28 protein-coding genes are annotated in these 26,532 nt (G+C 61.1%); 1 reads left to right on the top strand and 27 read right to left on the bottom strand.

All coding sequences use genetic code 11. The features are described 5' to 3' along the window. Positions 1-130 precede the first annotated feature (130 nt). The 21 genes from ACM6IM_RS26045 to trmJ form a co-directional block, all read right to left on the bottom strand. The gene (locus ACM6IM_RS26045) at positions 131-922 is read right to left on the bottom strand and encodes an amidohydrolase (RefSeq protein WP_192302606.1); all 792 of its coding nucleotides are present in this window, start codon (positions 920-922) and stop codon (positions 131-133) included. Continuing rightward, positions 910-2,058, bottom strand: a complete 1,149-nt coding sequence (locus ACM6IM_RS26050) for a pyridoxal phosphate-dependent aminotransferase (protein WP_414866690.1) — start codon at positions 2,056-2,058, stop codon at positions 910-912. Before ACM6IM_RS26050 ends, ACM6IM_RS26045 begins: the two co-directional genes overlap by 13 nt. A 224-nt stretch (positions 2,059-2,282) precedes the next feature. Next, positions 2,283-3,752, bottom strand: a complete 1,470-nt coding sequence (gene der / locus ACM6IM_RS26055; protein ID WP_192302608.1) for a ribosome biogenesis GTPase Der — start codon at positions 3,750-3,752, stop codon at positions 2,283-2,285. A gap of 234 nt (positions 3,753-3,986) precedes the next feature. Continuing rightward, positions 3,987-5,138 carry an outer membrane protein assembly factor BamB gene (bamB, locus tag ACM6IM_RS26060; protein WP_192302609.1) on the bottom strand — a complete coding sequence of 384 codons (1,152 nt, stop codon included), beginning with the start codon at positions 5,136-5,138 and terminating at the stop codon, positions 3,987-3,989. Beyond that, positions 5,131-5,772 carry a YfgM family protein gene (locus ACM6IM_RS26065; protein WP_414866691.1) on the bottom strand — a complete coding sequence of 214 codons (642 nt, stop codon included), beginning with the start codon at positions 5,770-5,772 and terminating at the stop codon, positions 5,131-5,133. The genes bamB and ACM6IM_RS26065 overlap by 8 nt, the downstream gene beginning before the upstream one ends. Before the next feature lie 41 nt (positions 5,773-5,813). Next, the gene (gene hisS, locus ACM6IM_RS26070; RefSeq protein WP_192302611.1) at positions 5,814-7,103 is read right to left on the bottom strand and encodes a histidine--tRNA ligase; all 1,290 of its coding nucleotides are present in this window, start codon (positions 7,101-7,103) and stop codon (positions 5,814-5,816) included. 24 nt (positions 7,104-7,127) lie between these two features. Further along, positions 7,128-8,237 (bottom strand): flavodoxin-dependent (E)-4-hydroxy-3-methylbut-2-enyl-diphosphate synthase, encoded by a 1,110-nt coding sequence (gene ispG, locus ACM6IM_RS26075; RefSeq protein WP_414866692.1) that lies wholly within the window; start codon positions 8,235-8,237, stop codon positions 7,128-7,130. 3 nt (positions 8,238-8,240) lie between these two features. Then, positions 8,241-9,290: a RodZ domain-containing protein gene (locus ACM6IM_RS26080; protein ID WP_414866693.1), complete on the bottom strand. Its 1,050-nt coding sequence runs from the start codon at positions 9,288-9,290 to the stop codon at positions 8,241-8,243. Further along, positions 9,290-10,048, bottom strand: a complete 759-nt coding sequence (gene pilW, locus ACM6IM_RS26085; RefSeq protein ID WP_192302614.1) for a type IV pilus biogenesis/stability protein PilW — start codon at positions 10,046-10,048, stop codon at positions 9,290-9,292. The genes ACM6IM_RS26080 and pilW overlap by 1 nt, the downstream gene beginning before the upstream one ends. Positions 10,049-10,063: 15 nt before the next feature. Next, the gene (rlmN, locus tag ACM6IM_RS26090; protein WP_192302615.1) at positions 10,064-11,206 is read right to left on the bottom strand and encodes a 23S rRNA (adenine(2503)-C(2))-methyltransferase RlmN; all 1,143 of its coding nucleotides are present in this window, start codon (positions 11,204-11,206) and stop codon (positions 10,064-10,066) included. 29 nt (positions 11,207-11,235) lie between these two features. Then, a complete protein-coding gene (ndk, locus tag ACM6IM_RS26095; RefSeq protein ID WP_192302616.1) occupies positions 11,236-11,661 on the bottom strand; it encodes a nucleoside-diphosphate kinase in 426 nt (141 codons plus the stop codon). Positions 11,662-11,749: 88 nt separating this feature from the next. Beyond that, complete coding sequence (iscX, locus tag ACM6IM_RS26100; protein ID WP_168757286.1) at positions 11,750-11,950, bottom strand: Fe-S cluster assembly protein IscX; 201 nt, start codon at positions 11,948-11,950, stop codon at positions 11,750-11,752. A 14-nt stretch (positions 11,951-11,964) separates the two neighbouring features. Beyond that, positions 11,965-12,306 carry an ISC system 2Fe-2S type ferredoxin gene (fdx, locus tag ACM6IM_RS26105; RefSeq protein WP_192302617.1) on the bottom strand — a complete coding sequence of 114 codons (342 nt, stop codon included), beginning with the start codon at positions 12,304-12,306 and terminating at the stop codon, positions 11,965-11,967. Positions 12,307-12,308: 2 nt separating this feature from the next. Further along, entirely contained in the window at positions 12,309-14,171 is a 1,863-nt protein-coding gene (hscA, locus tag ACM6IM_RS26110; RefSeq protein ID WP_192302618.1) for a Fe-S protein assembly chaperone HscA, read from the bottom strand. A 51-nt stretch (positions 14,172-14,222) separates the two neighbouring features. Then, complete coding sequence (gene hscB, locus ACM6IM_RS26115; RefSeq protein ID WP_192302619.1) at positions 14,223-14,744, bottom strand: co-chaperone HscB; 522 nt, start codon at positions 14,742-14,744, stop codon at positions 14,223-14,225. Between the two features lie 8 nt (positions 14,745-14,752). Continuing rightward, positions 14,753-15,076: an iron-sulfur cluster assembly protein IscA gene (gene iscA, locus ACM6IM_RS26120; protein ID WP_003227904.1), complete on the bottom strand. Its 324-nt coding sequence runs from the start codon at positions 15,074-15,076 to the stop codon at positions 14,753-14,755. A gap of 34 nt (positions 15,077-15,110) precedes the next feature. Then, positions 15,111-15,497, bottom strand: coding sequence for a Fe-S cluster assembly scaffold IscU (gene iscU, locus ACM6IM_RS26125; protein WP_003443374.1), 387 nt, complete (start codon positions 15,495-15,497; stop codon positions 15,111-15,113). 84 nt (positions 15,498-15,581) lie between these two features. Beyond that, a complete protein-coding gene (locus tag ACM6IM_RS26130) occupies positions 15,582-16,796 on the bottom strand; it encodes an IscS subfamily cysteine desulfurase (protein ID WP_414866694.1) in 1,215 nt (404 codons plus the stop codon). Between the two features lie 50 nt (positions 16,797-16,846). Continuing rightward, positions 16,847-17,338 (bottom strand): Fe-S cluster assembly transcriptional regulator IscR, encoded by a 492-nt coding sequence (gene iscR, locus ACM6IM_RS26135; protein ID WP_192302621.1) that lies wholly within the window; start codon positions 17,336-17,338, stop codon positions 16,847-16,849. Between the two features lie 239 nt (positions 17,339-17,577). Further along, on the bottom strand, positions 17,578-18,354 hold the full coding sequence (gene cysE, locus ACM6IM_RS26140) for a serine O-acetyltransferase (RefSeq protein ID WP_192302622.1): 777 nt from the start codon (positions 18,352-18,354) through the stop codon (positions 17,578-17,580). Positions 18,355-18,356: 2 nt separating this feature from the next. Next, on the bottom strand, positions 18,357-19,127 hold the full coding sequence (gene trmJ / locus ACM6IM_RS26145) for a tRNA (cytosine(32)/uridine(32)-2'-O)-methyltransferase TrmJ (protein ID WP_371049207.1): 771 nt from the start codon (positions 19,125-19,127) through the stop codon (positions 18,357-18,359). Between the two features lie 146 nt (positions 19,128-19,273). On the opposite strand from trmJ, the gene suhB reads away from it, so the two are divergent. Next, positions 19,274-20,092, top strand: a complete 819-nt coding sequence (suhB, locus tag ACM6IM_RS26150) for an inositol-phosphate phosphatase (RefSeq protein ID WP_007982736.1) — start codon at positions 19,274-19,276, stop codon at positions 20,090-20,092. Between the two features lie 243 nt (positions 20,093-20,335). On the opposite strand, the gene ACM6IM_RS26155 is transcribed toward suhB, so the two are convergent. The 6 genes from ACM6IM_RS26155 to queA form a co-directional block, all read right to left on the bottom strand. Next, positions 20,336-20,884: a glycine zipper 2TM domain-containing protein gene (locus ACM6IM_RS26155; RefSeq protein WP_085586634.1), complete on the bottom strand. Its 549-nt coding sequence runs from the start codon at positions 20,882-20,884 to the stop codon at positions 20,336-20,338. 134 nt (positions 20,885-21,018) lie between these two features. Then, the gene (gene secF / locus ACM6IM_RS26160) at positions 21,019-21,933 is read right to left on the bottom strand and encodes a protein translocase subunit SecF (RefSeq protein ID WP_192302624.1); all 915 of its coding nucleotides are present in this window, start codon (positions 21,931-21,933) and stop codon (positions 21,019-21,021) included. Positions 21,934-21,942: 9 nt separating this feature from the next. Then, a complete protein-coding gene (secD, locus tag ACM6IM_RS26165) occupies positions 21,943-23,811 on the bottom strand; it encodes a protein translocase subunit SecD (protein ID WP_192302625.1) in 1,869 nt (622 codons plus the stop codon). A gap of 63 nt (positions 23,812-23,874) precedes the next feature. Continuing rightward, positions 23,875-24,213, bottom strand: a complete 339-nt coding sequence (yajC, locus tag ACM6IM_RS26170; RefSeq protein ID WP_007916913.1) for a preprotein translocase subunit YajC — start codon at positions 24,211-24,213, stop codon at positions 23,875-23,877. A gap of 43 nt (positions 24,214-24,256) precedes the next feature. Continuing rightward, entirely contained in the window at positions 24,257-25,372 is a 1,116-nt protein-coding gene (gene tgt / locus ACM6IM_RS26175) for a tRNA guanosine(34) transglycosylase Tgt (protein ID WP_168185069.1), read from the bottom strand. A gap of 14 nt (positions 25,373-25,386) precedes the next feature. After that, positions 25,387-26,436: a tRNA preQ1(34) S-adenosylmethionine ribosyltransferase-isomerase QueA gene (gene queA / locus ACM6IM_RS26180; RefSeq protein WP_414866695.1), complete on the bottom strand. Its 1,050-nt coding sequence runs from the start codon at positions 26,434-26,436 to the stop codon at positions 25,387-25,389. Between the last annotated feature and the right edge of the window lie 96 nt (positions 26,437-26,532).

Raw genomic sequence — 26,532 nt, forward strand, 5'->3', positions numbered from 1 at the left:
TGTTCAATCAGGCCTCTTCGCGGGCAAGCCCGCTCCCACAGTGACCGAGGTGTACATAAATGTCGGGTACACCTGAAAACCTGTGGGAGCGGGCTTGCCCGCGAAGGCGTCCTGTCAGGCAGTGAAGCTATCAGGTGAACTCAAAGGTATCCGCATCCAGATTCGCCGGAAACCGCGTGCGATACGCCTGCAGCTCCGCCGCACTCAACACCGCCTGGAACACCCCGTCCGCATCGCCGGCGCTGAGCAGGGTCTCGCCCTGGAAATCCAGCACCTGGCTGTCCCCGGTGTAGGCAAAGCCCTTGCCGTCGGTGCCGATGCGGTTCACCGCCGCCACATAACAGAGATTTTCAATCGCCCGTGCCGGCAACAGGCGGTTCCAGTGCTGGCGCCGTGCGCCCGGCCAGTTCGCGGTGTAAAGCAACAGATCGGTGTCCTGGGCATCTCGGCTCCACACCGGGAAGCGCAGGTCGTAGCAAATCAGCGGTCGCACCCGCCAGCCCTTGAGCTCGAACTGCACCTGACGCTCGCCGGGGGTGTAATGGTTGTGTTCACCGGCCATGCGGAACAGGTGGCGCTTGTCGTAGTGCCAGACTTCGCCGTCCGGCCGTGCCCACAACAGGCGGTTACGATGACTGCCGTCGGCGGCCTGCACGATCACGCTGCCGGTGATCACCGCATCGAGGTGCGCCGCCTGGGCGCGCAACCACTTGCTGGTCGGACCGTTTTCCGCCTCGGCGAGGGTGTCCGACTCCATGGAAAAACCGGTGGTGAACATCTCCGGAAGGATGATCAGGTCGGCGCCACGCGCCTGTTCCAGCAACGGCTCGAAATGCTCCAGGTTGGCCTGGCGGTCATGCCAGGCCAGGCTGGTCTGGATCAGGGCGATGTTCAGATTGGGCAGTGCACTCAGATCACGCATAGTTTTTCCGCTGCCTGACGCAGGGTCTCCTCACGTTTGGCGAAGCACAGGCGCACCAGGCGCTGGCCTTCGGGCGGCGTCTGGTAGAACACCGAGATCGGGATGCTCGCCACGCCGTGCTCGCGGGTCATCCACAGCGACATCTCGACGTCGTTGAGGTCCGGGCGGATCTGCGAGTAATCGACCAACTGGAAATAGGTGCCGGTCACGCGGGCGAAGCTGAAACGCGACGGCGCGAGCAGGTCGCAGAACAGGTCGCGCTTGGCCTGATAGAAGGCGGGCAACGCTTCCACGTGTTCCGGGTGCTCGGCCATGAAATCGGCCAGGGCGAACTGCAGCGGCGTCACCCCGCAGAAACTCACGTATTGATGCACCTTGCGCAGCTCTGCCGTGAGCGCCGGTGGCGCGACCACGTAGCCGGTTTTCCAGCCGGTGACGTGATAGGTCTTGCCGAACGAGCTGACCACGAAAGCACGCTGGTACAGCTCCTGATGATTCAACACGCTGACATGAGCCACGCCATCGAACACCAGGTGTTCGTAGACCTCATCGCTGACCAGGTAGATATCGCGATCACGGATCAGGTCCGCCAACCGATCCAGCTCAGCACCACTGATCAGCGCTCCGCTCGGGTTGTGCGGAGTGTTCAACACGATCATTCGGGTGCGCGGGCTGATCGCCGCCGCGAGTTTTTCGAAGTCGATGGAAAAATCATTCAACCCCAGTTGCACATGCACGCAGCGGCCGCCCGCCAGCTCCACCGAAGGCTCGTAGCTGTCATAGCAGGGATCGAACACGATCACTTCGTCGCCACTGTGGATGACCGCCTGAATCGCACAGAAGATCGCCTGGGTGGCGCCGGGGGTGATGGTCACTTCGTGATCGGCATCGACCTGCACGCCGTAGCTGCGCGCAATTTTCGCCGACACCTGCTGACGCAGCGCCGGCAGACCGGTCATCGGCGAATACTGGTTGTGGCCACTGGCGATGTGCCGGCCGACCGCGTCGCACAAGGCCTGCGGTGCATCGAAATCGGGAAAACCCTGGGACAGGTTGATCGCCCCGGTCTGCGCCGCGAGCTGCGACATCTGCGTGAAAATAGTGACGCCGACATTCGGCAGCTTACTGGTGATCATCGGTGGTTCCCTGCTCTACACCCGGCTCTGACGCGGCGCGGGAGAGCCCGAGGATAGCCCATCCGGCGCCCATAAAAAAAGGGCGCATAAAGCGCCCTTTCTTCTGTTACCGCCCCTGTGGGAGCGAGCCTGCTCGCGATGGCGTCGACAGCTTCAACATCAACGTGTCAGACAGATCGCTATCGCGAGCAGGCTCGCTCCCACCCAAGGCGGCCCGCCTTGAATCAGCGCTTGTCGCGGCGCTTCTTGTCGGCCTTCTTGTGGTGCGACATCAAGCGACGCTTCTTGTTGACCTGGCGGTCGGTCAGCGAGTTCTTGTTGCCTTCGTACGGGTTCTCGCCGCCCTTGAACTCGATGCGGATCGGCGTACCGACCAGCTTCAGGACACGGCGGTAAGTGTTCTCCAGGTAACGCACGTAAGACTTCGGCACCTTCTCGATCTGGTTACCGTGAATCACGATGATCGGCGGGTTCGCGCCACCCAGGTGGGCATAACGCAGCTTGATCCGGCGGCTGTTGACCATCGGCGGCTGGTGCTCGCTGACGGCGTCTTCGAGGATCTGGGTCAGGCGACTGGTCGGCCAGCGGGTGACCGCCGACTTGAACGAGTTCTGCACCGACGCATAGAGGTTGCCCACGCCCGTGCCGTGCAACGCCGAAATGAAGTGGATGTCGGCGAAGTCGACGAAGAACAACCGGCGTTCCAGCTCGATCTTCACAAAATCGCGTTCGCCCGGGGTCATGCCGTCCCACTTGTTCAGTGCGATGACCAAGGCCCGACCGGCCTCCAGGGCGAAGCCCAGCAGGTTGAGGTCGTGATCCACCACACCCTCGCGGGCGTCCATGACGAAGATCACCACGTTGGCGTCCTTGATCGCCTGCAGGGTCTTGACCACCGAGAACTTTTCGACTTCCTCGTGGATCTTGCCGCGCTTGCGCACACCGGCGGTGTCGATCAGGGTGTACTTCTCGTCATTGCGCTCGAACGGGATGTAGATGCTGTCCCGGGTGGTGCCGGGCTGGTCGTAGACGATCACCCGGTCTTCACCGAGCATGCGGTTGACCAGGGTCGACTTGCCCACGTTCGGGCGGCCGATGATGGCGATCTTGATCCCGTCTTTTTCGCTCGGGCCAGGAATGCGCTTGGCTTCCTCGCCTTCGGCAACTTCCTCTTCCTCGCCTTCCTGCAGCTCATCCTCGTCTTTCGGGAAGTCGCTCAGGGCGATTTCCAGCAACTGGGTGATGCCACGGCCGTGGGCGCCGGCGATCGGGATCGCGTCGCCCATGCCCAACGGCGCGAACTCGGCGCGGGCCATTTCAGGGTCGATGTTGTCGACCTTGTTCGCGACCACGTGGGAGCGCTTGTTACGCTTGCGCAAGTGCTCGGCGATCATCTGGTCCGCAGCGGTGAAACCCGCCTTGGCATCGACCAGGAACAGGACCACATCTGCTTCTTCAATGGCAAGCAGCGACTGCTCGGCCATTTTTTCGTCCATACCATGCTCGTCACCGGAGATACCGCCGGTGTCGATCAGAATGTAGGAACGCCCTTGCCACTTGGCCTCACCGTATTGGCGATCACGGGTCAGACCGGACAGGTCGCCGACGATGGCATCACGAGTCCTGGTCAGGCGGTTGAACAAGGTGGACTTGCCGACGTTCGGTCGACCCACCAGGGCGATTACGGGAACCATGCGGCTCTCCACTTCGTTATTTCAGAAAATACAAAAGCCGCTGCTAGGCAGCGGCTGGTGCTCGAGGCAATCTCCATGACGATTTCTGCAGGAGCGAGCTTGCTCGCGATAAACGCATGGACACCGCGTTTAATCAGGACGCCAACATCATCGTTGACGCCCATCGCGAGCAAGCTCGCTCCTACATTCCGACACAGGTGAAGCCGCCTGGGGGTTAAACCCCAAGCATAGTCGTTACTTGATGGTCAGGGCTTCCAGTTTGCCGCTGTTGCCATACACATAAATCGTGTCACCCACCACCAGCGGACGGGCACGCAGGCCGTCGCTGTCGATGCGCTCGCGGCCGACGAAGCGACCGTCCACCTGACTCAGCAGGTGCAGGTAACCTTCCAGGTCACCCACTGCAACGTAGCTGGAGAACACTTCCGGCGCCGACAGTTGACGGCGAGCCAGTGCATCGTTGCTCCACAGGGCGGTGGTCGAACGCTCGTCGACGCCTTCAACGGTGCCCGAAGACAGGCTCACGTAAACGTTGCCGAAACCCTGGGCAACGCCGGCATAGCTGGAAGCATCACGCTGCCAGAGCTGACGACCGCTTTCCAGGTCCAGTGCCGCTACGCGACCCTGGTAGCTGGCGACGTACAGCGTGCCACCGGACAGCAGCAAGCCGCCGTCGATGTCGACCACACGCTCCAGCTCCGAACGACCTTGCGGGATCGCGACCCGTTGTTCCCACACCGGCACGCCGTTGGAGATATCGAGGGCGACCACTTTACCGGTCGACAGGCCAGCCACCGCCATGCGGTTGGTGACGATCGGCGCGCTGGTGCCACGCAGGGTCAGGACTGCCGGGGTGCTGTCATACAACCAGCGCTGGCTGCCGGTGGCAGCGTCCAAGCCGATCAGACGGTCGTCCTGGGTCTGGACCACCACCACATCACCGTTGTTGGCCGGTGGTGCGAGGACTTCGCTGGACACGCGAGCGCGCCATTTCTCTTCGCCGTTGATGGCGTCCAGGGCAACGATTTCACCCTTGAGCGTACCGATCGTCAGCAGACCGTAACCGACGCCGACGGCACCGGACACAGGCAGTTCGAGATCTTTCTTCCACTTGACGTCGCCGTTGCTGCGATCCAGCGCCATCACCACACCGGTGACGTCGGCAGCATAGATGGTATCGCCATCGATCGCCGGTACCAGCATGTTGTAGGTTTCGCCCTGACCGTCACCGATCGAGCGACTCCACTGTTTGTGCAGAACCACTTCTTCCTTGAAGTCGGTCAGTTCGGCCGGTGGCAGTTCTTTTTTGCTGTTGCTGCTGCAACCCGCGGCCAGAATGGCCAGAGCCAGCAATGCTGCATGTTTCCAACGGATCACGTCACGCATCCCCTTTGGCCAGGTCGTCCAGCTTGATTTGTAGGCCACCGACTGCCGCTTCATCCGACAGTGCCGCCTTGGCTTTTTGATACGCCGTGTTCGCTTCATCGGTACGACCCAACTGCACCAGCAGGTCGCCCTTGAGTTCTTCGCGAGTGGCCAGGAAGGCTTTGTCGGCATCGCCTTCGAGCAACTTCAGGGCTTCATCGGCCTTGTTCTGCGCACCCAGCACCTGCGCCAGGCGCTGACGGGCGATTTCGCCCAGTGCCGGATTGGCAGGCTTGGCGACGACGGCCTTCAGTTCGGTGGCGGCGTCATCCAGCTTGCCGCTGTCCACCGCGACCTTGGCCACGAACAGGCTGCCGTACTGCGCGTAGGCGCTGCCGCCAAACTCGCTGTTGAGCTTGCCGGCCAGGTCCGAGACGCGGGCTGCGTCGGGCTTGCCGTCAGGCGTCAGCGTGGTTTCGAGCAATTGCTGATAAAGCACCGAAGCGCCTTGCGACTGGTTGCCCTGATACTTCTGGAACGCCTGCCAGCCGAATACGATGACCAGCGCCAACAGGCCGCCAGTGACCAGGGGCTTGCCGTTGCGTGACCACCATTCCTTCAAATCCGCCAGCTGTTCGTCTTCGGTACTCGACACCCCAATACTCCTTAATCGCTAAATCGGCTGTTTGGACAGCTTCAACCCTGCACGACGCAGGTGGCCAGGTGTGCAGCAAGCGCATCCCAGGCAATGCTTTGTTGTTCGCCCTGGCCACGCAGGGGTTTGAAACCTACCACTTGCTGGGCCATTTCGTCGTCGCCGAGGATCAGCGCGTACAGCGCACCGCTCTTGTCGGCTTTCTTGAACTGGCTTTTGAAGCTGCCGGCGCCGGCATTCACTTGCAGGCGCAGGTTGGGTAGCTGGTCACGCACACGCTCGGCCAGCGCCAGGCCGGCCAACTCGGCTTCTTCACCGAAGGCGCACAGGTATACGTCGACCTGGCGGGAGATCTCTTGCGGGATCTGCTCCAGGGTTTCCAGCAGCAGCACCAGGCGCTCGATACCCATGGCGAAACCAACGCCCGGGGTCGGCTTGCCGCCCATCTGCTCCACCAGACCGTCGTAACGGCCGCCGGCACACACGGTGCCCTGGGCGCCCAACTTGTCGGTGACCCATTCGAAAACGGTCTTGCTGTAGTAATCCAGCCCGCGCACCAGCTTCGGGTTGATCACGTAAGGAATGCCGGCGGCGTCCAGGCGAGCCTTGAGGCCCTCGAAGTGCGCACGGGATTCGTCGTCCAGGTAGTCGGCCATTTTCGGCGCGTCCACCAGGATCGCCTGCGTGTCGGCATTCTTGGTGTCCAGGACCCGCAGCGGGTTGGTCTTCAGGCGGCGCTGGCTGTCTTCGTCCAGTTTGTCCAGGTGTTGCGACAGGAACGCCACCAGCGCTTCACGGTAACGCCCACGGGACTCGCTGGTACCCAGGCTGTTGAGTTCGAGCTTGACCGCATCACGGATGCCCAGCTCGCCCCACAGGCGCCAGGTCAGCACGATCAGCTCGGCGTCGATGTCCGGACCGTCGAGGTTGAACACCTCCACGCCGATCTGGTGGAACTGGCGATAACGTCCTTTTTGCGGACGCTCGTGACGGAACATCGGGCCGATGTACCAGAGTTTCTGCACCTGGCCACCGCCGGTGATGCCGTGTTCGAGCACCGCACGCACACAGGCCGCGGTGCCTTCGGGGCGCAGGGTCAGGGAATCGCCGTTGCGGTCGTCGAAGGTGTACATCTCTTTTTCGACGATGTCGGTCACTTCGCCGATCGAGCGCTTGAACAGCTCGGTGAACTCGACGATCGGCATGCGGATCTGCTTGTAACCGTAGTTATCCAGCAGGCGCGCAACGGTGCCCTCGAAGTGACGCCACAGGGGGGTCTGTTCGGGCAGGATGTCGTTCATGCCACGAATGGCTTGCAGAGACTTGCTCACTATCAATCCTTAAATTCGTTCGACCTAGCCGCGCGCAATGACGGCAGCGTCGGCTTCGACCTTTTCGGCCGCTTTCTCGCGGATCAAGCGTTCAAGCTCATCCACCAGATTTTCATTCGTCAGTTTCTGCGACGGCTTGCCGTCGATGTAAATCAGGTTGGGCGTGCCGCCGGTCAAGCCGATATGGGCTTCCTTGGCTTCGCCCGGCCCGTTGACCACGCAACCGATGACCGCGACATCCAGCGGCACCAGCAGGTCTTCGAGGCGCCCTTCCAGCTCGTTCATGGTCTTGACCACATCGAAGTTCTGCCGCGAGCAGCTCGGGCAGGCGATGAAGTTGATGCCACGGGAACGCAGGTGCAGGGACTTGAGAATGTCGTAGCCGACTTTCACTTCCTCGACCGGATCGGCCGCCAGCGAGATGCGGATAGTATCGCCAATCCCTTCGGCGAGCAGCATACCGAGGCCCACTGCGGATTTCACCGTGCCTGAACGCAAACCACCGGCTTCGGTGATGCCCAGGTGCAGCGGCTGGACGATTTCCTTGGCGAGCAGGCGATACGCCTCGACCGCCATGAACACATCGGACGCCTTCACGCTGACCTTGAAGTCCTGGAAATTCAGGCGTTCCAGGTGTTCGACGTGGCGCAGCGCGGACTCGACCAGCGCGGCCGGGGTCGGCTCACCGTATTTCTTCTGCAGGTCTTTTTCCAGGGAACCGGCGTTGACGCCGATACGGATCGGGATGCCACGGTCACGGGCGGCATCGACCACCGCTCGCACGCGGTCCTCGCGGCCGATGTTGCCCGGGTTGATCCGCAGGCAATCGACACCCAGCTCGGCCACGCGCAAGGCTATGCGGTAGTCGAAGTGAATGTCGGCCACCAGCGGCACCTTGACCAGCTGCTTGATCCGGCCGAACGCCTCGGCGGCGTCCATGTCCGGCACGGACACGCGCACGATGTCGACCCCGGCGGCTTCCAGGCGATTGATCTGGGCGACAGTGGCCGCCACGTCATTGGTGTCGCTGTTGGTCATGCTCTGCACAGCGATAGGCGCATCGCCGCCCACAGGCACGTTACCCACCCAGATCTTGCGGGATTCGCGACGTTTGATTGGAGATTCGCCGTGCATGACTTATTGACCCAACTTCAGGCGAGCAGTCTCGCCACTGGTGAACGGAGCGACATCAACCACCTGCCCGTTGTAACTGACCTGCGCGCCACGGGCATAACCCAGGCGCACGGCAAATGGCGGCTTGCCGCTGAGGCTGACACTGTCACCTTTGCGCTTGAGGCCACTCAACAGCACCTTGCCGGAGCCATCGGTCACCTGCGTCCAGCAATCAGCGGTGAATTGCAATTGAACCTGACCCTGGCCAGCGGTGGTGGCCGCGGCGGTCGGCGCCGGGATGGTCGGGGTGACCGAAGCCGTCGCAGGCGGCGTCGACACCACCGGAGCGGTCGGGGCTGGGGCGACGGGCGCGGCGACAACCGGCGCAGCATTGTGCGTCGGTGCGGCCGGTGCAGGCGTCGCCGGAGCTGCCGGGGCTGCCGGAGCAGTCGGCTCGGCAGCCGGCGCAGTGGCGGTTTCTGCCGGTGCTTCAGCAGCGCTCTCGGACTGCGGCAATGCCAGCGCGGTGGAGTTTTCAGCCTGGCCCTCGGCAACGGCCTGGTCTTCCGGCTCGTCCAGCGGATGGATCTGGGTGGTGCCGTCAGCGCCTTCGACTTCAACGTGTTCCGGGCTGAGGCTGATCAGGTCCTTGGTCCGCAGCGAGGTCTGATCCTGCCACCAGACAAAACCGCCACCGATCACGGCGATGAGCAGCAACAGGCTGACGATGCGCAAAATGGTGTGGGAAACCCGCACCGGCTCTTCGATGCGACCCAGGGCGTGGACGCTGCTGCCCTGGGAATCGGTGCCGGTGGACTGGTCGAACTGCTGGACCAGCACGGTCTGGTCCATGCCCAGCAACTTGGCATACGCGCGAATGTAACCGCGAGCGAAGGTATGCCCTGGCAGCTTGTCGAAAGCGCCCGCTTCAAGATTGCTCAGGGAATTGACAGTGAGGTTGAGCTTGAGGGCCACTTCGGCCAGCGACCAGCCATTGCTTTCGCGGGCCTGGCGCAAAGTCTCACCGGGGTTAACGCGATTCGCTGCTACAACTTCAGGATGCGCCGCTTTCATCATTGCTCCGACAGGTATTGCTGATATTCCGGCGTACCGGGATAGAGTCGTTTTAGTTGCAGGCCAAAACTGGCGGCCTTGTCGCGATCTTCAAATACTTTTGCCAACCGCACGCCGAGCAACAGACTACGTGCATTTTGCTCCGTGAGCAGGCTGAAACGGTCGTAATAGTCTCGCGCGGGCACATAATGCCTGTCTTCGTAAGACAACTCAGCCATTTCCAGCAAGGCGCGTGGTTGTTGCTGATTCAACCGCAGGGCTTTTTCCAGTTGCTGGCGGGCCAATTCACGCTGGCCCAGCATCGAAGCGGTCATTCCCAGGTTCTCGAACACCCGTGAGCGCTCAGGATACAGGGTATCGGCGGCAGCTTGCTCGAAGCGCTCGTACGCCTCTTTATAGCGCTTCTGCTCGTAGAGGAAACTGCCGTAGTTATTCAGGATTCGCGCATCCTTGGGGCTGGACGACAGCGCCTTGCGAAAATGCTCATCCGCCAGCTCCGGCTCCATTTCGGCCTGGAACACCAGGCCCAGCGCGGCGTTGGCGTCCGGGTCCGAGCTGTCCAGCTCCAGCGCTTTCTTCAACGGCACCTTGGCGCGTTCCGTCATGCCCTGTTGCAGGTAACCCAGACCCAGTTGCACGTAGGCATTACGCGCCTCGTCGCGCCCCTTGCTGGTCTTCATCGGATTGAAATCGCCCGACAGGACGCAACCAGTACAAAGACTGGCCAACAGCAAAAGCAGCGCGAAGCGCAGGGACATGGAGATCCTCTCTAATTATTTCGCGGCGTTCTGCGCCATATCGCTGTCGGCGCTCAACTCGCGCACGGCAATATAACGTTCGCTGCGACGGGTGCGATCCAGCACCTGCCCTACCAATTGACCGCAGGCCGCGTCGATGTCCTCACCACGGGTGGTGCGCACGGTGACGTTGAAACCTGCCTGATGAAGCTGATCCTGGAAACGCCGAATCGCATTGTTGCTCGGACGCTCGTAACCGGAATGCGGGAACGGGTTGAACGGGATCAGGTTGATCTTGCACGGGATGTTCCTGAGCAACTCGATCATTTCCACGGCGTGCTCAAGCTTGTCGTTGACGTCCTTGAGCAAGGTGTACTCGATGGTCAGCACACGTTTCTCGCCCAGGGCGGACATGTAGCGCTGGCACGACTCGAGCAACATCTTAAGCGGATATTTCTTGTTGATCGGCACCAATTGGTTACGCAATGCGTCATTCGGTGCGTGCAGGGACAACGCCAGCGAGACGTCGATGTGCTTGGCCAGCTCATCGATCATCGGCACCACGCCGGAGGTCGACAGGGTCACACGGCGCTTGGAGATGCCGTAGCCCAGGTCGTCCATCATCAGGTGCATGGCCGCAATGACGTTGTCGAAGTTCAGCAGCGGCTCACCCATGCCCATCATCACCACGTTGGTGATGGCACGGTCGACGGTTGCCGGGACGCTGCCAAAGGATTTGTTGGCAATCCACACCTGGCCGATGACTTCGGCGGCGGTGAGGTTGCTGTTGAAGCCTTGCTTGCCGGTGGAGCAGAAACTGCAATCCAGGGCACAGCCTGCCTGGGACGAAACGCACAAGGTGCCGCGTTTGCCCTGGGGAATGTAGACGGTCTCGACGCAGCTGCCGGACGCCACGCGCACCACCCATTTACGGGTACCGTCGCTGGAGATGTCCTCGCTGACCACTTCCGGACCGCGAACCTCGGCAACCGCCTTGAGCTTTTCGCGCAGGGCCTTGCTGACGTTCGTCATGGCGTCGAAATCATCGACGCCAAAGTGGTGAATCCATTTCATTACCTGACCGGCACGGAAACGCTTCTCCCCGATTGAGTCGAAGAATTTTTCCATTTCCGGCTGGGTCAGCCCCAGCAGGTTGGTTTTAACAGTCGATGTCGTCATGGATTCACCTTCACTCTTTAAGCCGATGCTTAGCGAGTGGTTACTTCGGTAGCTGCGAAGAAGTATGCGATTTCGCGAGCGGCAGCGGCTTCGGAGTCCGAACCGTGTACAGCGTTGGCGTCGATGGATTCAGCGAAGTCAGCACGGATGGTGCCGGCAGCCGCTTCTTTAGGGTTGGTAGCGCCCATCAGCTCACGGTTGCGAGCGATAGCGTTTTCGCCTTCCAGCACCTGAACGACAACCGGACCGGAAGTCATGAAGGCAACCAGGTCGCCGAAGAAACCACGAGCGCTGTGCTCAGCGTAGAAGCCTTCAGCTTCGGCTTTGGACAGTTGCTTCAGTTTCGAAGCTACAACGCGCAGGCCGGCTTTTTCGAAACGAGTGGTGATCTCACCGATGACGTTTTTTGCAACAGCGTCAGGCTTGATGATGGAGAAAGTACGTTGAACAGCCATGGTGTAACTCCAGAAACGGTAATTTGTGAAAAATTAAACCCGCGAATTATACGCGGGTTCTTGGGTATTGCCTAACCTGCAGCGTGGCTCAGTCGCGTTCTTCGATCCAATGGGCCTGGATGGCCTCGAGGATCTTTTCGCCACAATGTTCAGGCTTGTCGTCGAACTCGGGCAATTCCATCACCCATTTACGCAGATCGACGAAGTTGACCGACATTGGGTCAACTTCAGGTTTGCTTTCAGCCAGCTGGATAGCGATTTCCAGCACATCAGTCCACTTGAGACTCATGATAGTTCCTTGAATCAGTGCGGCGCTTCGGCTGCATGGTTGAGCGAGTATTTCGGAATTTCGACGGTCAGGTCTTCCGTCCCGACAATCGCCTGGCACGCCAGACGCGACTGCGCTTCCAGGCCCCAGGCGCGATCGAGGAAATCTTCTTCCAGCTCATCCGCTTCTTCCAGCGAATCGAACCCTTCGCGGACGATGCAATGACAGGTGGTGCAGGCGCAGACGCCGCCACAGGCACTTTCCATCTCGATATGGTGCTCATGGGCCAGCTCGAGGATCGACGTACCGGGCTCAGCCTCCACAACCATGCCTTCCGGGCAAAACTTTTCGTGTGGCAGAAAAATGACCTGCGGCATCGTTATTCCTCAATCTCATTCAGGTTGCGCCCCGCCAGGGCGGCTTTCACCGTGGAGTCCAGGCGGCGGGCGGCAAAGGCATCGGTCACTTGCGACAGACGCTTGGTCTGCTGCTCGATGGCGTAGCCATCGGTACCTTTCATCAGTTCGGTCAGTTCCTGCACCTGCAAGTCGATGACCAGACGCTCCTCGGCATCGAGCAGGCGGTCGCCGTCGGCCTCCAGGGCCGCCTGCACCGCCTCGATCAGACGCTGGGCGTCGACCTGCTGCTCACGCAGCACACGGGCGACCTTGTCATCGTTGGCGTGCTGGAACGAATCCTTGAGCATCTTGGCGATTTCGCCGTCGGTCAGGCCATAGGACGGCTTGACCTGAATGCTGGCTTCAACGCCCGAGCCCATTTCCCGCGCCGAAACGCTGAGCAGGCCGTCGGCGTCGACCTGGAAGGTCACACGAATCTTCGCCGCGCCGGCCACCATCGCCGGAATGCCGCGCAATTCGAAACGTGCCAGGGAGCGGCAGTCGCTGATCAGCTCGCGCTCGCCCTGCAACACGTGGATCGCCATGGCCGACTGGCCGTCCTTGTAGGTGGTGAAGTCCTGGGCGCGAGCGACGGGAATGGTGGTGTTGCGCGGAATCACCTTCTCCATCAGGCCGCCCATGGTTTCCAGCCCCAGGGACAGTGGAATCACGTCGAGCAGCAGCAGTTCGCCACCGTCGCGCTTGTTGCCGGCCAGCGTATCGGCCTGGATCGCGGCCCCGATGGCCACCACTTGATCCGGATCGATTTCGGTCAGCGGCTGGCGACCGAACGCTTCGGCGACCGCTTCGCGCACGCGCGGCACGCGTGTCGAGCCGCCGACCATGACCACCGCGTGCACGTCTTCGAGCTCGATGCCGGAATCGCGCACGGCACGACGGCAGGCTTTCAGGCTGCGCGCCACCATGGGTTCGATCAGCGCATTGAAGGCTTCACGGGTCAGTTCGGCTTTCCAGTCGCCATAAACCACTTCAACCGATGCGGCATCGGTCAGCGCCTCTTTGGCCGCACAGGCGGTTTGCAGCAGATTGCGCTGCGCACCCGGATCAAGGTCGGCCGACAGACCGGCACTGGCGATGATCCAGCCGGCGATGGCGTGGTCGAAGTCATCGCCACCCAGGGCGCTGTCGCCGCCGGTGGCCAGCACTTCGAACACACCGCCGGTCAGGCGCAGAATCGAAATATCGAAGGTGCCGCCGCCCAGGTCATAAATGGCGACCAGGCCCTCGGCATGTTGATCCAGGCCGTACGCCACAGCGGCGGCGGTCGGCTCGTTGAGCAAACGCAGCACGTTCAGACCGGCCAGTTTCGCCGCATCCTTGGTGGCCTGGCGCTGAGCGTCGTCGAAATAGGCCGGAACGGTGATCACCGCGCCGACCAGTTCGCCACCCAGGGTCGCCTCAGCGCGCAGGCGCAAGACCTTGAGGATATCGGCCGAGACTTCGACCGGGCTTTTCGGCCCCTGAACGGTATCGATGAACGGCATGTGCGATTCGCCGCCGACAAAGCGGTACGGCAGTTGCTCGCCCAGCTGCTTGACGTCGGACAACCCGCGCCCCATCAGGCGCTTGACCGACAGCACGGTGTTCAACGGGTCAGTTGACGCGGCCAGCCTGGCTGACTCGCCCACTTCGACGCGATCAGCGTGGTAGCGCACGGCAGACGGCAGGATGACCTGCCCGTCAGCATCGGCCAGCGGCTCGGAAAGACCACTGCGCAATGCAGCGACCAGCGAATTGGTAGTGCCCAAGTCGATCCCCACAGCCAGACGACGCTGGTGCGGTTGAGGACTTTGGCCGGGTTCGGCGATCTGCAGTAGGGCCATCGTGATCAGGACTTATCTGTATATCAGGCGTGCGACCGGAGCGGCACTGGGTTAATCGTCGAGGCGCTCTTCTAACTGGCGCACTTCGTAGGTCAGCTTGTCGAGGAATTGCATGCGTCGCATCAGGCGCTCGGCCTGCTCGCGCTGCGCAGCATCGTTCCAGCAAGCGGCAAAGCTCTGGTTCAGTTCTTCCTGGGCAGCCTTCAGGCGCCGCTTGAAGGCGGCAACGCCAGACAGATCGGCGCTGTCCTGCAGGTCTTCGAGCTCTTCGCGCAACGCCATCTGCTGCAGAAGGAACTCCGGATCATGCACCGTGACCTCCAGCGGCAGCTCGCCACCGTTCAAGGCGAGCAGGTAACGCGCGCGCTTGGGTGGACTCTTGAGCGTCTGGTAGGCCTCGTTGAGGCTCGCGGATTGCTCCAGCGCCAACCGCTGCTCGCGCTCGGAAGCGTCCGCAAAACGGTCCGGATGAACACTGCGCGCCAACTCACGGTAGCGCGTAGCCAGCTGGTCGAGGTCCAGATTGAAGCTCGGTTGCAGCTCGAATAAAGCGAAATGACAAGGAGTACCCACAAGAAGCCTCAGATGTTGAAGCTTTCGCCGCAGCCACATTCACCGCGTACGTTGGGGTTGTTGAACTTGAAGCCTTCGTTCAACCCTTCCTTGACGAAATCGAGCTCGGTGCCGTCCAGGTAAGCCAGGCTTTTCGGGTCGATGATCACTTTCTCGCCGTGACTTTCGAACACCTGATCCTCTGCAACCACCTCGTCGACAAACTCCAGCACATAGGCAAGGCCGGAACAGCCTGTGGTGCGAACACCCAGACGAATCCCTTCACCTTTGCCGCGCCCGTCAAGGGAGCGCCGCACGTGTCGAGCAGCCGCTTCTGTCATGCTGATAGCCATCGGTGACTCCTTACTCGTCGCTCATTCTTGAAAGTCAGATCAAGCCTTTCTTCTGCTTGTAGTCGCGAACGGCCGCCTTGATGGCGTCTTCAGCGAGCACGGAGCAGTGAATTTTCACTGGCGGCAGGGCCAGTTCTTCGGCCAGTTGAGTGTTCTTGATGGTCTCTGCTTCATCCAGAGTCTTGCCTTTCATCCACTCGGTCGCCAGGGAGCTGGAGGCGATGGCCGAACCGCAGCCATAGGTCTTGAACTTGGCGTCCTCGATGATGCCTTGCTCGTTGACCTTGATCTGCAGGCGCATGACGTCGCCGCACGCCGGGGCGCCGACCATGCCAGTGCCGACATCCGGGTCTTCCGCGTCCATCTTGCCGACGTTGCGCGGGTTTTCGTAGTGGTCGATGACCTTTTCGCTGTAAGCCATGGTACTTATTCCTCACTCATCAGAGAGTCGCTCTTGAGGCCCCGGGAACCGTGGTTCGACGGGGCTGTTTGCGGCGACTTGAAATCAGTGTGCCGCCCACTCGATTTTCGAAATGTCGACACCGTCTTTATACATGTCCCACAGCGGCGACAGGGCGCGCAGCTTGGTAACGGCCTCGCAGACTTTCTGCGCGGCGTAGTCGATTTCTTCTTCGGTGGTGAAACGACCGAAGGTGAAGCGGATCGAGCTGTGTGCCAGTTCGTCGTTGCGGCCCAGGGCGCGCAGCACGTACGAAGGCTCCAGCGAGGCCGAGGTGCAGGCCGAACCGGACGACACCGCCAGGTCCTTGAGGGCCATGATCAGCGACTCGCCTTCGACGTAGTTGAAGCTCAGGTTCAGGTTGTGCGGAACGCGGGCGGTCAGGCTGCCGTTGACGTACAGCTCTTCCAGGTCTTCGACCTGCTTGAAGAAACGGTCGCTCAGGGCCTTGATGCGTACGTTCTCGGCCGCCATGTCTTCCTTGGCGACGCGGAAGGCTTCACCCATGCCGACGATCTGGTGAGTGGCCAGGGTGCCGGAACGCATGCCGCGCTCGTGACCGCCGCCGTGCATGGTCGCTTCGATGCGCACGCGTGGCTTGCGGCTCACGTACAGCGCGCCGATGCCTTTTGGACCGTAGGTCTTGTGGGCGGAGAACGACATCATGTCGACTTTCAGCTTCTGCAGGTCGATCTCGACCTTGCCGGTGGACTGAGCAGCATCGACGTGGAACAGGATGCCCTTGGAGCGGGTCAGTTCGCCGATGGCGGCGATGTCGTTGACGGTGCCGATTTCGTTGTTCACGTGCATGATCGAAACCAGGATGGTGTCGTCGCGCAGGGCGGCTTCGATCATGGCCGGGGTGATCAGGCCATCTTCCTGAGGATCGAGGTAAGCGACTTCGAAGCCTTCACGCTCCAGTTGGCGCATGGTGTCCAGGACAGCCTTGTGCTCGATCTTGGAGGTGATCAGGTGCTTGCCCTTGGTCTGGTAGAAATGTGCCGCACCCTTGATTGCCAGGTTGTCGGACTCGGTGGCGCCGGAGGTCCAGACGATTTCACGCGGGTCGGCGTTGACCAGGTCGGCGACCTGACGACGGGCGTTCTCGACGGACTCTTCAGCTTTCCAGCCGAACACGTGGGAGCGGGACGCCGGGTTACCGAAGTTCCCGTCGACCAGCAGGCATTCACTCATCTTTTGCGCAACACGCGGATCAACCGGGGTGGTCGCAGAGTAATCAAGGTAAATCGGCAATTTCATGGACTCTCTCCTAAATCAGGCTGGCTGGCGCGCCGCTAGCTCTCTGGCTGTCATTCGACGGCGGACGCTTCGATCTTGTCCAGGCGTGGCGCCTTGCTATTGCAACGGCGTTGGTCCTGACGCATGGCTACTTCTTGCACCTCACGGCGAGTGACAAGGTCAGCCAAGCTGATACCGCTCAGAAATTCGTGGATCTGCAGGCTCAGGTCGCACCACAAGTGGTGAGTCAGGCAGGTGTCGCCGGAATGGCAATCGCCCTGGCCCTGGCATTTGGTGGCATCTACCGATTCGTTGACCGCATCGATCACCTGGGCGACCTGGATGCCCTGCATGTCGCGGGACAACTGATAGCCGCCGCCCGGACCGCGAACGCTGGAGACCAGATTGCTGCGGCGCAATTTGGCGAAAAGCTGTTCGAGGTAGGACAGGGAGATGCCTTGGCGCTCGGAGATATCGGCCAGGGACACGGGCCCGTGCTGCGCGTGCAACGCCAGATCGAGCATGGCGGTCACGGCGTATCGGCCTTTTGTAGTCAGTCGCATGGACAATTACCACGGAGTTTCGGAAGTGAGGCGAGTATGCAATTCCCGAGTATTTAAGTCAACTATAAGACCTAGTACTTTAGTCAGGTTTACCCGCAAAACAGCGCGCGCATCATAGCAAAGGCTGGCCGGTTACAGCCAGCAGTACCGTGTTATCGTTCATCGCGAGCAGGCTCGCTCCCACACTGGATCGCATTCCCCTGCGGGAGCAAGCCTGCTCGCGATGAATTCACCTCAATTCAGCCGGCCTGGCTCTGATCCTTGTCCTTCACGCACGCAAAGTCTTCCTCGCGCAGTTCAGGCAGGTCTTTCGCACAGTAATTGCTGCCCAGCTCGGTCAATGCGCCGCACATCCCCTCCAGGCGACCATCGACCGCCTGCAGGTGATCGAGCAACTGGTTGATGGCGCGGGCCACCGGGTCCGGCATGTCTTCGCCGACACCGTAGGCATCGAAGCCGATTTTCTCGGCCATGGCCTTGCGCCTGGCGTCCTGCTCCTCGTCGGTCTTGACGATGATCCGCCCCGGAATACCCACCACCGTCGCCCCGGCCGGCACCGCCTTGGTGACCACGGCATTGGAACCGACCTTGGCCCCTGCGCCGACGGTGAACGGGCCGAGCACCTTGGCACCGGCGCCCACCACTACGCCGTCTTCCAGGGTCGGGTGACGCTTGCCCTTGTTCCAGCTGGTGCCGCCCAGGGTCACGCCCTGGTACAGGGTGACGTCGTTGCCGATTTCGGCGGTTTCACCGATGACGATGCCCATGCCATGGTCAATGAAGAAGCGACGACCGACCTTGGCCCCCGGATGAATCTCGATCCCGGTCAGCCAGCGGCCGAAGTTCGACACCAGCCGCGCCAGCCATTTCAGCTCGGCGCGCCACAGGGCGGCCGACAGACGGTGAATCCAGATGGCATGCATGCCCGGGTAGCACGTCAGGACTTCAAAAGCGTTACGCGCTGCCGGATCACGATGGAAAACACTCTGGATATCTTCACGCAAACGCTCGAACATCATTAATCCTTCCGCTTCAGAAGCTCGCCACGGGCCGCTTTTTGGGTTTCCGTGAGGATGCCACGCAATATATTCATCTCAGCCCGGCTGACCGAGCTGCGTCCGTACAACCGACGCAGGCGCGCCATCAAGTGCCGTGGCTTTTCCGGGTCGAGGAACTCGATGGCCACCAGGGTCTGCTCCAGGTGCTCATAGAATCGCTCCAGCTCGTCCATGGTCGCCAGCTCTGCGCTTTTGACCGAGGCCACTTCTTCCTTCTCGACCTTGCTCGGCTGCCCTTGGGCCGCCAGCCAGGCCATGCGCACTTCATAACTCAACACCTGCACCGCCGCCCCCAGGTTCAGCGAACTGAACTCGGGGTCGGATGGGATGTGCACGTGATAATGACATCGCTGCAGCTCTTCGTTGGTCAGGCCGGAATCTTCACGACCGAACACCAGGGCGATTTCGGCGCCCTGCCCGGCTTCCTCGACCACTTTCGTCCCGCACTCGCGAGGATCGAGCAGCGGCCAGGGAATGCGCCGGTCACGGGCGCTGGTGCCGAGCACCAGGTTGCAACCGACCAGGGCATCCTCCAAGGTGGCGACGACTTGCGCATTTTCAAGGATGTCGCCGGCGCCGGAGGCTCGGGCATCGGCCTCGTGATGCGGGAACACGCGTGGTTCAACCAGCACCAGCCGCGACAGGCCCATGTTCTTCATGGCACGCGCAGTCCCGCCGATATTGCCTGGATGACTGGTATTGACCAGTACGACACGAATGTTTTGCAGCAAGGGAGGCGCTCTCGAACACGATAATCGGGAGCCGAATCTTACAGCTCAAACTACCGTTAAGCCACGAAAGCGAACACCGACCTTCACCTGTAGAAACTTTCTGATAGAATGCGCGGCTTTCTTTAACAACCTTAGGTGACACATCCATGCAGCCCATGCTGAATATCGCGCTGCGCGCCGCCCGCAGCGCCAGTGAATTGATCTTCCGCTCCATCGAGCGCCTGGATACCATCAAGGTCGACGAAAAAGACGCCAAGGATTACGTATCCGAGGTGGATCGCGCCGCCGAACAGAAAATCATCGACGCCCTGCGCAAGGCGTACCCGAACCACTCGATCATGGGTGAAGAAACCGGCATGCACGCCGGCACCGGGATCGAAGGCGAAGAATACCTGTGGATCATCGATCCGCTGGACGGCACCACCAACTTCCTGCGCGGCATTCCTCACTTCGCTGTCAGCATCGCCTGTAAATACCGCGGCCGCCTCGAACACGCCGTTGTGCTGGACCCGGTTCGCCAGGAAGAATTCACCGCCAGCCGTGGCCGTGGCGCCCAGTTGAACGGTCGTCGCCTGCGCGTCAGCGGCCGCACCAGCCTGGACGGCGCCCTGCTGGGTACCGGCTTCCCGTTCCGTGACGACCAGATGGACAACCTCGACAACTACCTGGGCATGTTCCGCGCCCTGGTTGGCCAGACCGCCGGCATCCGCCGCGCCGGCTCCGCCAGCCTGGACCTGGCCTATGTGGCCGCCGGTCGTTTCGACGCTTTCTGGGAATCGGGCCTGTCCGAGTGGGACATGGCCGCAGGCGCCCTGCTGATTCAAGAAGCTGGCGGCCTGGTGAGCGACTTCACCGGCGGTCACGACTTCCTCGAAAAAGGCCACGTGGTTGCCGGCAACACCAAATGCTTCAAGGCTGTACTGACTGCAATCCAGCCGCACCTGCCGGCCTCGCTGAAGCGCTAAGCTTGCAGTGACATGAAAAAGCACCCCTCGGGGTGCTTTTTTTATGCCCGAAAATCCCACGCCCTGTGGGAGCGGGCTTGCTCGCGAATGCGGTGTGTCAGGCGGCATCAATGCTGGATGTTAAACCGCCTTCGCGAGCAAGCCCGCTCCCACAGGGGATTTGCAGTGGATTCAGAATGAAATTCCGAGCACAAAAAAAGGGGCACCCCAATGGAGTGCCCCTTTTCAATTCAAGCCTGGACCTTATTGCCCCGGCTGAGCCTGCGACAGGATCAGCTTGCCTTCCTTGTCCACAGGGATCTGGTTGCCCGGGTCGCGGTCCATCCGCACTTTGCCTTCCTTGCCGTCCAGCGAGTAACGAACGTCATAACCCACGACCTTGTCGCTGATGTCGTTCACGGTGTTACAGCGCGTCTGGGTGGTGGTGTAGGTGTCACGCTCCTGCATGCCCTCCTGAACCTTGTTACCGGCATAGCCGCCACCGACCGCACCGGCAACCGTGGCAATCTTCTTGCCGGTGCCGCCGCCGATCTGGTTACCCAGCAGACCGCCTGCCAGCGCACCGACCACCGTACCGGCGATCTGGTGTTGATCCTTGACCGGCGCCTGCCGGGTCACCGTGACGTCCTTGCACACTTCACGTGGAGTCTTGATCTGTGTCTTCACCGGCTCGACGGCCAGTACTTGCGCATACTCAGGGCCGCTTTTTACCAGGCTGTAGGTGGCAACAGCACCCCCGGCAGTCACACCGACAGCACCCAATACCGCACCAACCAGTAACGACTTGTTCACATGAACCTCCTGACCATCACATGCGGGAACGCGCCCGCGCTTCTCCCAGCCTTGGAGCACAAAAAAAGGCGCGAGTTCAACTCGCGCCTTTTTTGGTCATGCACAGCCGGGATCGCTTGAGGTCAAAGAGCCCCTCAAGGACGGTCGTCGACTTCCTTCTCGGTATTCACCGTCGGGATCAGGTCTTCCGAACTCAGGTTCAGCCAGATCAGCACCACGTTGGCGATGTAGATCGACGAGTAGGTACCCGCCAACACACCCACCAGCAGCGCCAGGGAGAAGCCGTACAGGTTGTCGCCGCCGAAGAACAGCAGCGCCGCGATGGCCAGCAAGGTCGACACCGAGGTCGCGATGGTCCGCAGCAGGGTCTGGGTGGTCGAGATGTTGATGTTCTCGATCAGGCTGGCCTTGCGCAGCACACGGAAGTTCTCGCGAACCCGGTCAAATACCACGATGGTGTCGTTGAGCGAGTAACCGATGATCGCCAGTACCGCCGCCAGCACCGTCAGGTCGAAGGTGATCTGGAAGAACGACAGGATACCGATGGTCACGATCACGTCGTGGATCAGCGAAACGATGGCACCGACCGCGAATTTCCACTGAAAGCGGAACGCCAGGTAGATCAGGATGCCGCCCAGCGCCATCAGCATGCCGAGGCCGCCCTGGTCGCGCAGTTCTTCACCGACCTGCGGGCCGACGAACTCGACGCGCTTGACCGTCGCCGGGTTGTCGCCGCCGACCTTCTGCAGCGCCTCGGCCACCTGGTGGCCCAGTTGCGGGTCTTCGCCCGGCATCCGCACCAGCAGGTCGGTGGTGGCGCCGAAGTTCTGCACCACGGCTTCGTGATAACCGGACGAGACCAGCTGCTCACGCACCTTGGTCACGTCGGCCGGACGCTCGTAGGTCAGCTCGATGAGCGTACCGCCGGTGAAGTCCAGGCCCCAGTTCATGCCCTTGGTGAAGACACTGAACAACGCCAGCAGGGTGAGGAACAATGTGACGCCGAACGCGAAGTTGCGGACGCCCATGAAGTTGATTGTACGTAACATGGCAGCCCCTTAAATCCACAACTTCTTGAAGTCACGACCGCCGAAGATCAGGTTGACCATCGCGCGGGTGACCATGATGGCCGTGAACATCGAAGTCAAAACCCCGAGGGACATGGTGACCGCAAAGCCCTTGACCGGGCCCGTGCCCATGGCGAACAGGATACCGCCCACCAGCAAGGTGGTCAGGTTGGCGTCGAGAATCGCGGTGAATGCGCGACTGAAACCTTCGTTGATCGCCCGCTGTACGGTCATGCCCGCCGCGATCTCTTCACGGATCCGCGAGAAGATCAGCACGTTGGCGTCGACCGCCATACCCATGGTCAACACGATACCGGCGATACCCGGCAGGGTCAGCGTTGCGCCCAGCAGCGACATCAAGGCCAGCAGCAGCACCATGTTCACCGCCAGCGCGACGGTGGCGATGATGCCGAAGAAGCGGTAGATGGCGATGATGAACAGCGACACGAACAGCATGCCCCACAGCGAGGCATCGATACCCTTGGTGATGTTGTCGGCACCCAGGCTCGGGCCAATGGTGCGCTCTTCAGCGAAGTACATCGGTGCCGCCAGACCACCGGCACGCAGCAGCAGCGCCAGTTCGGACGATTCGCCCTGGCCGTTCAGGCCGGTGATACGGAACTGCGCACCCAGCGGCGACTGGATGGTCGCCAGGCTGATGATCTTCTTCTCTTCCTTGAAGGTCTGCACCGCGACGTCTTTCTCGACGCCATCGACCACTTGCTTGGTGTAGGTGGTGACCGGACGCTGTTCGATGAAGATCACCGCCATACTGCGACCGACGTTCGAACGGGTCGCACGGCTCATCAGCTCGCCGCCGTGGCCGTCCAGACGAATGTTCACTTCCGGGGTGCCGTGCTCGCCGAAACCGGCCTTGGCGTCAGTCACCTGGTCGCCGGTGATGATCAGGCCACGCTCGATCTGCGCCGGTGGACGGTTGCCCTCACGGAATTCGAAGGATTCGGAAGTGGCTTTCGAAGCACCCGGCTCGGCGGCCAGGCGGAACTCGAGGTTGGCCGTCTTGCCGAGGATACGCTTGGCTTCTGCGGTGTCCTGCACGCCCGGCAGCTCAACCACGATGCGGTTGGCGCCCTGACGCTGGACGATCGGTTCGGCAACACCCAGCTCGTTGACGCGGTTACGTACCGTGGTCAAGTTCTGCTTGATGGAGTATTCGCGGATTTCCGCCAGCTTGGCCGGGGTCATCGCCAGACGCAGTACCGCCTGACCATTGAGGTCGGCCGGAACGATGTCGAAATCGGTGAAACTCTTGCGGATCAGTGCACGGGCCTGTTCGCGGGAAGCCTCATCGGCGAAACCCAACTGAATGGCACCGTTGAGCTGCGGCAGGCTGCGATAGCGCAGTTTCTCTTTGCGCAACAGGCTCTTGACGTCGCCTTCGTAGACTTTCAGGCGTGCGTCGAGGGCTTTGTCCATGTCCACTTCGAGCAGGAAGTGCACACCACCGGACAAGTCCAGACCCAGCTTCATCGGGTGCGCGGCGAGGCTGCGCAGCCATTGCGGGGTGGTTTGTGCCAGGTTCAGGGCCACGACGTAGTCATCACCCAACGCCTTGCGCACAACGTCCTTGGCAGGCAACTGGTCTTCAGCCTTGACCAGGCGAATCAGACCGCCCTTGCCGCCGGCCGTCAGCGAAGTCGCCTTGACCTGCATCCCGGATTCCTTGAGCGCAGCGCTCACGCGATCCAGGTCAGCCTGATTGACCTGCAGCGCAGTACTTGCACCGCTGATCTGAATGGCCGGGTCATCGGGATAAAGATTGGGAGCGGAATAAATCAGCCCGATCGCCAGCACCGCCAGGATCAGAATGTATTTCCACAGAGGGTATTTGTTCAGCATCACGCCGCCCGTTTAGAACGCGGGGCGCCTTGCGCGCCCCGTCGATTGAGTAGAAGTTGAAACTTAGATCGCTTTCAGCGTGCCCTTGGGCAGAGTGGCGGCGATGGCGCCTTTCTGGAACTTCATTTCGACGGTGTCGGAAACTTCCAGCACCACGAAATCATCGGCCACTTTGGTGATCTTGCCGGCGATGCCGCCGGTGGTGACCACTTCGTCGCCCTTCTGCAGGCTGCTCAGCAGGTTCTTCTGCTCTTTGGCGCGCTTAGCCTGTGGACGCCAGATCATCAGGTAGAAGATGACCAGGAAACCGACCAGGAAAATCCACTCAAAACCGCCACCCATAGGGCCGGCAGCTGCCGGTGCAGCAGCGTCAGCCATGGCATTCGAGATAAAAAAGCTCATTTAGCACTCCAGTTGCAAATGTTGAATCTTGGGGTCAGAAAACTCAGTCCAAAGGCGGAACAGGTAACCCGCGTTTGGCGTAGAAGGCATCGACAAAGGCGGCCAATGTACCCTGTTGAATAGCCTCGCGCAAACCAGCCATAAGCACTTGATAATGGCGCAAGTTATGGATGGTATTGAGCATGCTCCCCAGCATTTCGCCGCACTTGTCCAGGTGATGCAGATAAGCGCGGGAGAAGTTCTGGCAGGTATAGCAATCGCAGGTCGGATCGAGCGGCGAATCATCATGGCGATGGAACGCGTTACGGATCTTCAGCACGCCAGTATCAATGAACAGATGCCCATTGCGGGCATTACGGGTTGGCATCACGCAATCGAACATGTCCACACCGCGGCGCACACCCTCAACCAGATCTTCCGGTTTGCCAACGCCCATAAGGTAACGAGGTTTGTCAGCGGGCATCTGGCCCGGCAGGTAATCCAGCACCTTGATCATTTCGTGCTTGGGCTCGCCCACCGACAGACCGCCAATGGCCAGGCCGTCGAAGCCGATCTTGTCCAGGCCTTCCAGCGAGCGCATGCGCAGGTCCTGGTGCATGCCGCCCTGAACGATGCCGAACAGCGCCGCGGTGTTGTCGCCGTGGGCGTTTTTCGAGCGCTGAGCCCAACGCAGGGACAACTCCATGGACACGCGAGCGACGTCTTCGTCGGCCGGGTACGGCGTGCATTCGTCGAAAATCATCACGATGTCGGAGCCCAGGTCACGCTGGACCTGCATCGATTCTTCCGGGCCCATGAACACTTTCGCGCCATCCACCGGCGAGGCGAAGGTCACGCCCTCCTCCTTGATCTTGCGCATGGCGCCCAGGCTGAACACCTGGAAACCGCCGGAGTCGGTCAGGATCGGGCCTTTCCACTGCATGAAATCGTGCAGGTCGCCGTGTTTCTTGATCACTTCGGTGCCCGGACGCAGCCACAGGTGAAAGGTGTTGCCCAGAATGATCTCCGCGCCAATCGCCTCGATATCCCGCGGCAGCATGCCCTTGACCGTGCCATAGGTGCCGACCGGCATGAAGGCCGGGGTCTCCACGGTGCCACGGGGGAAGGTCAAGCGACCACGACGAGCCTTGCCGTCGGTGGCAAGCAACTCAAACGACATACGACTTTGGCGACTCATTGTGTTTCCTCTGGGCCACGTGGTGCGGGGTTACGGGTGATAAACATCGCATCACCGTAGCTGAAAAAGCGGTATTCATGCTCGACGGCGGCTTTATAGGCGGCCATCGCTTCGGGATAACCGGCGAACGCCGAAACCAGCATCAACAGCGTGGATTCGGGCAAATGGAAATTGGTGACCAGGGCATCGACCACATGAAACGGCCGGCCCGGGTAGATGAAGATGTCCGTATCGCCGCTGAACGGCTTGAGCACGCCATCGCGCGCGGCGCTCTCAAGGGATCGCACGCTGGTGGTCCCCACCGCCACCACGCGCCCACCGCGAGCGCGGCACGCGGCCACGGCGTCCACCACGTCCTGGCCGACTTCCAGCCACTCGCTGTGCATGTGATGGTCTTCGAGCTTCTCGACCCGCACCGGCTGAAACGTCCCCGCCCCCACGTGCAAGGTCACGAACGCCGTCTCGACGCCCTTGGCGGCAATCGCCTCCATCAGCGGCTGGTCGAAATGCAGCCCCGCCGTCGGCGCCGCCACCGCGCCCAGGCGCTGGGCGTACACCGTCTGATAACGCTCGCGGTCCGAGCCTTCATCCGGGCGGTCTATATAAGGAGGCAACGGCATGTGCCCGACACGGTCGAGCAGCGGCAGGACTTCCTCGGCAAACCCCAGCTCGAACAACGCGTCATGACGCGCCAGCATCTCGGCCTCGCCACCGCCGTCGATCAGTATCTTCGACCCCGGCTTGGGCGACTTGCTGGAGCGCACATGGGCCAGCACGCGATGACTGTCGAGCACCCGCTCCACCAGAATCTCCAGCTTGCCGCCGGACGCCTTCTGGCCAAACAGCCGCGCCGGAATCACCCGGGTATTGTTGAACACCATCAAATCGCCCGGGCGCAAATGCTCAAGCAAATCAGTGAATTGACGGTGTGCCAGGGCACCGCTGACCCCATCCAGGGTCAACAGCCGACTGTTGCGACGCTCGGCCAGCGGATGGCGGGCAATCAGCGAATCAGGGAGCTCAAAAGTAAAGTCAGAAACACGCATGATGGGGTTCGTCTAGCAGGGCCGGGAAGTCTAGCGGAAATATCAAAAATTCTCCATGTACCTGATTGACCGAGGGTTATCACCTCTCTATACTTC

The organism is Pseudomonas sp. IT-P12 (assembly GCF_949767465.1).
Classification (GTDB): Bacteria; Pseudomonadota; Gammaproteobacteria; order Pseudomonadales; family Pseudomonadaceae; genus Aquipseudomonas.

What these genes read in the sequence shown, in the direction of transcription:
- ACM6IM_RS26045 (WP_192302606.1), bottom strand. Translation starts at nt 922, where the DNA reads ATGCGTGATCTGAGTGCACTGCCCAATCTGAACATCGCCCTGATCCAG.
- ACM6IM_RS26050 (WP_414866690.1), bottom strand. Translation starts at nt 2,058, where the DNA reads ATGATCACCAGTAAGCTGCCGAATGTCGGCGTCACTATTTTCACGCAG.
- der (WP_192302608.1), bottom strand. Translation starts at nt 3,752, where the DNA reads ATGGTTCCCGTAATCGCCCTGGTGGGTCGACCGAACGTCGGCAAGTCC.
- bamB (WP_192302609.1), bottom strand. Translation starts at nt 5,138, where the DNA reads ATGCGTGACGTGATCCGTTGGAAACATGCAGCATTGCTGGCTCTGGCC.
- ispG (WP_414866692.1), bottom strand. Translation starts at nt 8,237, where the DNA reads ATGCACGGCGAATCTCCAATCAAACGTCGCGAATCCCGCAAGATCTGG.
- ACM6IM_RS26080 (WP_414866693.1), bottom strand. Translation starts at nt 9,290, where the DNA reads ATGAAAGCGGCGCATCCTGAAGTTGTAGCAGCGAATCGCGTTAACCCC.
- pilW (WP_192302614.1), bottom strand. Translation starts at nt 10,048, where the DNA reads ATGTCCCTGCGCTTCGCGCTGCTTTTGCTGTTGGCCAGTCTTTGTACT.
- rlmN (WP_192302615.1), bottom strand. Translation starts at nt 11,206, where the DNA reads ATGACGACATCGACTGTTAAAACCAACCTGCTGGGGCTGACCCAGCCG.
- ndk (WP_192302616.1), bottom strand. Translation starts at nt 11,661, where the DNA reads ATGGCTGTTCAACGTACTTTCTCCATCATCAAGCCTGACGCTGTTGCA.
- iscX (WP_168757286.1), bottom strand. Translation starts at nt 11,950, where the DNA reads ATGAGTCTCAAGTGGACTGATGTGCTGGAAATCGCTATCCAGCTGGCT.
- fdx (WP_192302617.1), bottom strand. Translation starts at nt 12,306, where the DNA reads ATGCCGCAGGTCATTTTTCTGCCACACGAAAAGTTTTGCCCGGAAGGC.
- hscA (WP_192302618.1), bottom strand. Translation starts at nt 14,171, where the DNA reads ATGGCCCTACTGCAGATCGCCGAACCCGGCCAAAGTCCTCAACCGCAC.
- iscA (WP_003227904.1), bottom strand. Translation starts at nt 15,076, where the DNA reads ATGGCTATCAGCATGACAGAAGCGGCTGCTCGACACGTGCGGCGCTCC.
- iscU (WP_003443374.1), bottom strand. Translation starts at nt 15,497, where the DNA reads ATGGCTTACAGCGAAAAGGTCATCGACCACTACGAAAACCCGCGCAAC.
- ACM6IM_RS26130 (WP_414866694.1), bottom strand. Translation starts at nt 16,796, where the DNA reads ATGAAATTGCCGATTTACCTTGATTACTCTGCGACCACCCCGGTTGAT.
- iscR (WP_192302621.1), bottom strand. Translation starts at nt 17,338, where the DNA reads ATGCGACTGACTACAAAAGGCCGATACGCCGTGACCGCCATGCTCGAT.
- cysE (WP_192302622.1), bottom strand. Translation starts at nt 18,354, where the DNA reads ATGTTCGAGCGTTTGCGTGAAGATATCCAGAGTGTTTTCCATCGTGAT.
- suhB (WP_007982736.1), top strand. Translation starts at nt 19,274, where the DNA reads ATGCAGCCCATGCTGAATATCGCGCTGCGCGCCGCCCGCAGCGCCAGT.
- secF (WP_192302624.1), bottom strand. Translation starts at nt 21,933, where the DNA reads ATGTTACGTACAATCAACTTCATGGGCGTCCGCAACTTCGCGTTCGGC.
- secD (WP_192302625.1), bottom strand. Translation starts at nt 23,811, where the DNA reads ATGCTGAACAAATACCCTCTGTGGAAATACATTCTGATCCTGGCGGTG.
- yajC (WP_007916913.1), bottom strand. Translation starts at nt 24,213, where the DNA reads ATGAGCTTTTTTATCTCGAATGCCATGGCTGACGCTGCTGCACCGGCA.
- tgt (WP_168185069.1), bottom strand. Translation starts at nt 25,372, where the DNA reads ATGTCGTTTGAGTTGCTTGCCACCGACGGCAAGGCTCGTCGTGGTCGC.
- queA (WP_414866695.1), bottom strand. Translation starts at nt 26,436, where the DNA reads ATGCGTGTTTCTGACTTTACTTTTGAGCTCCCTGATTCGCTGATTGCC.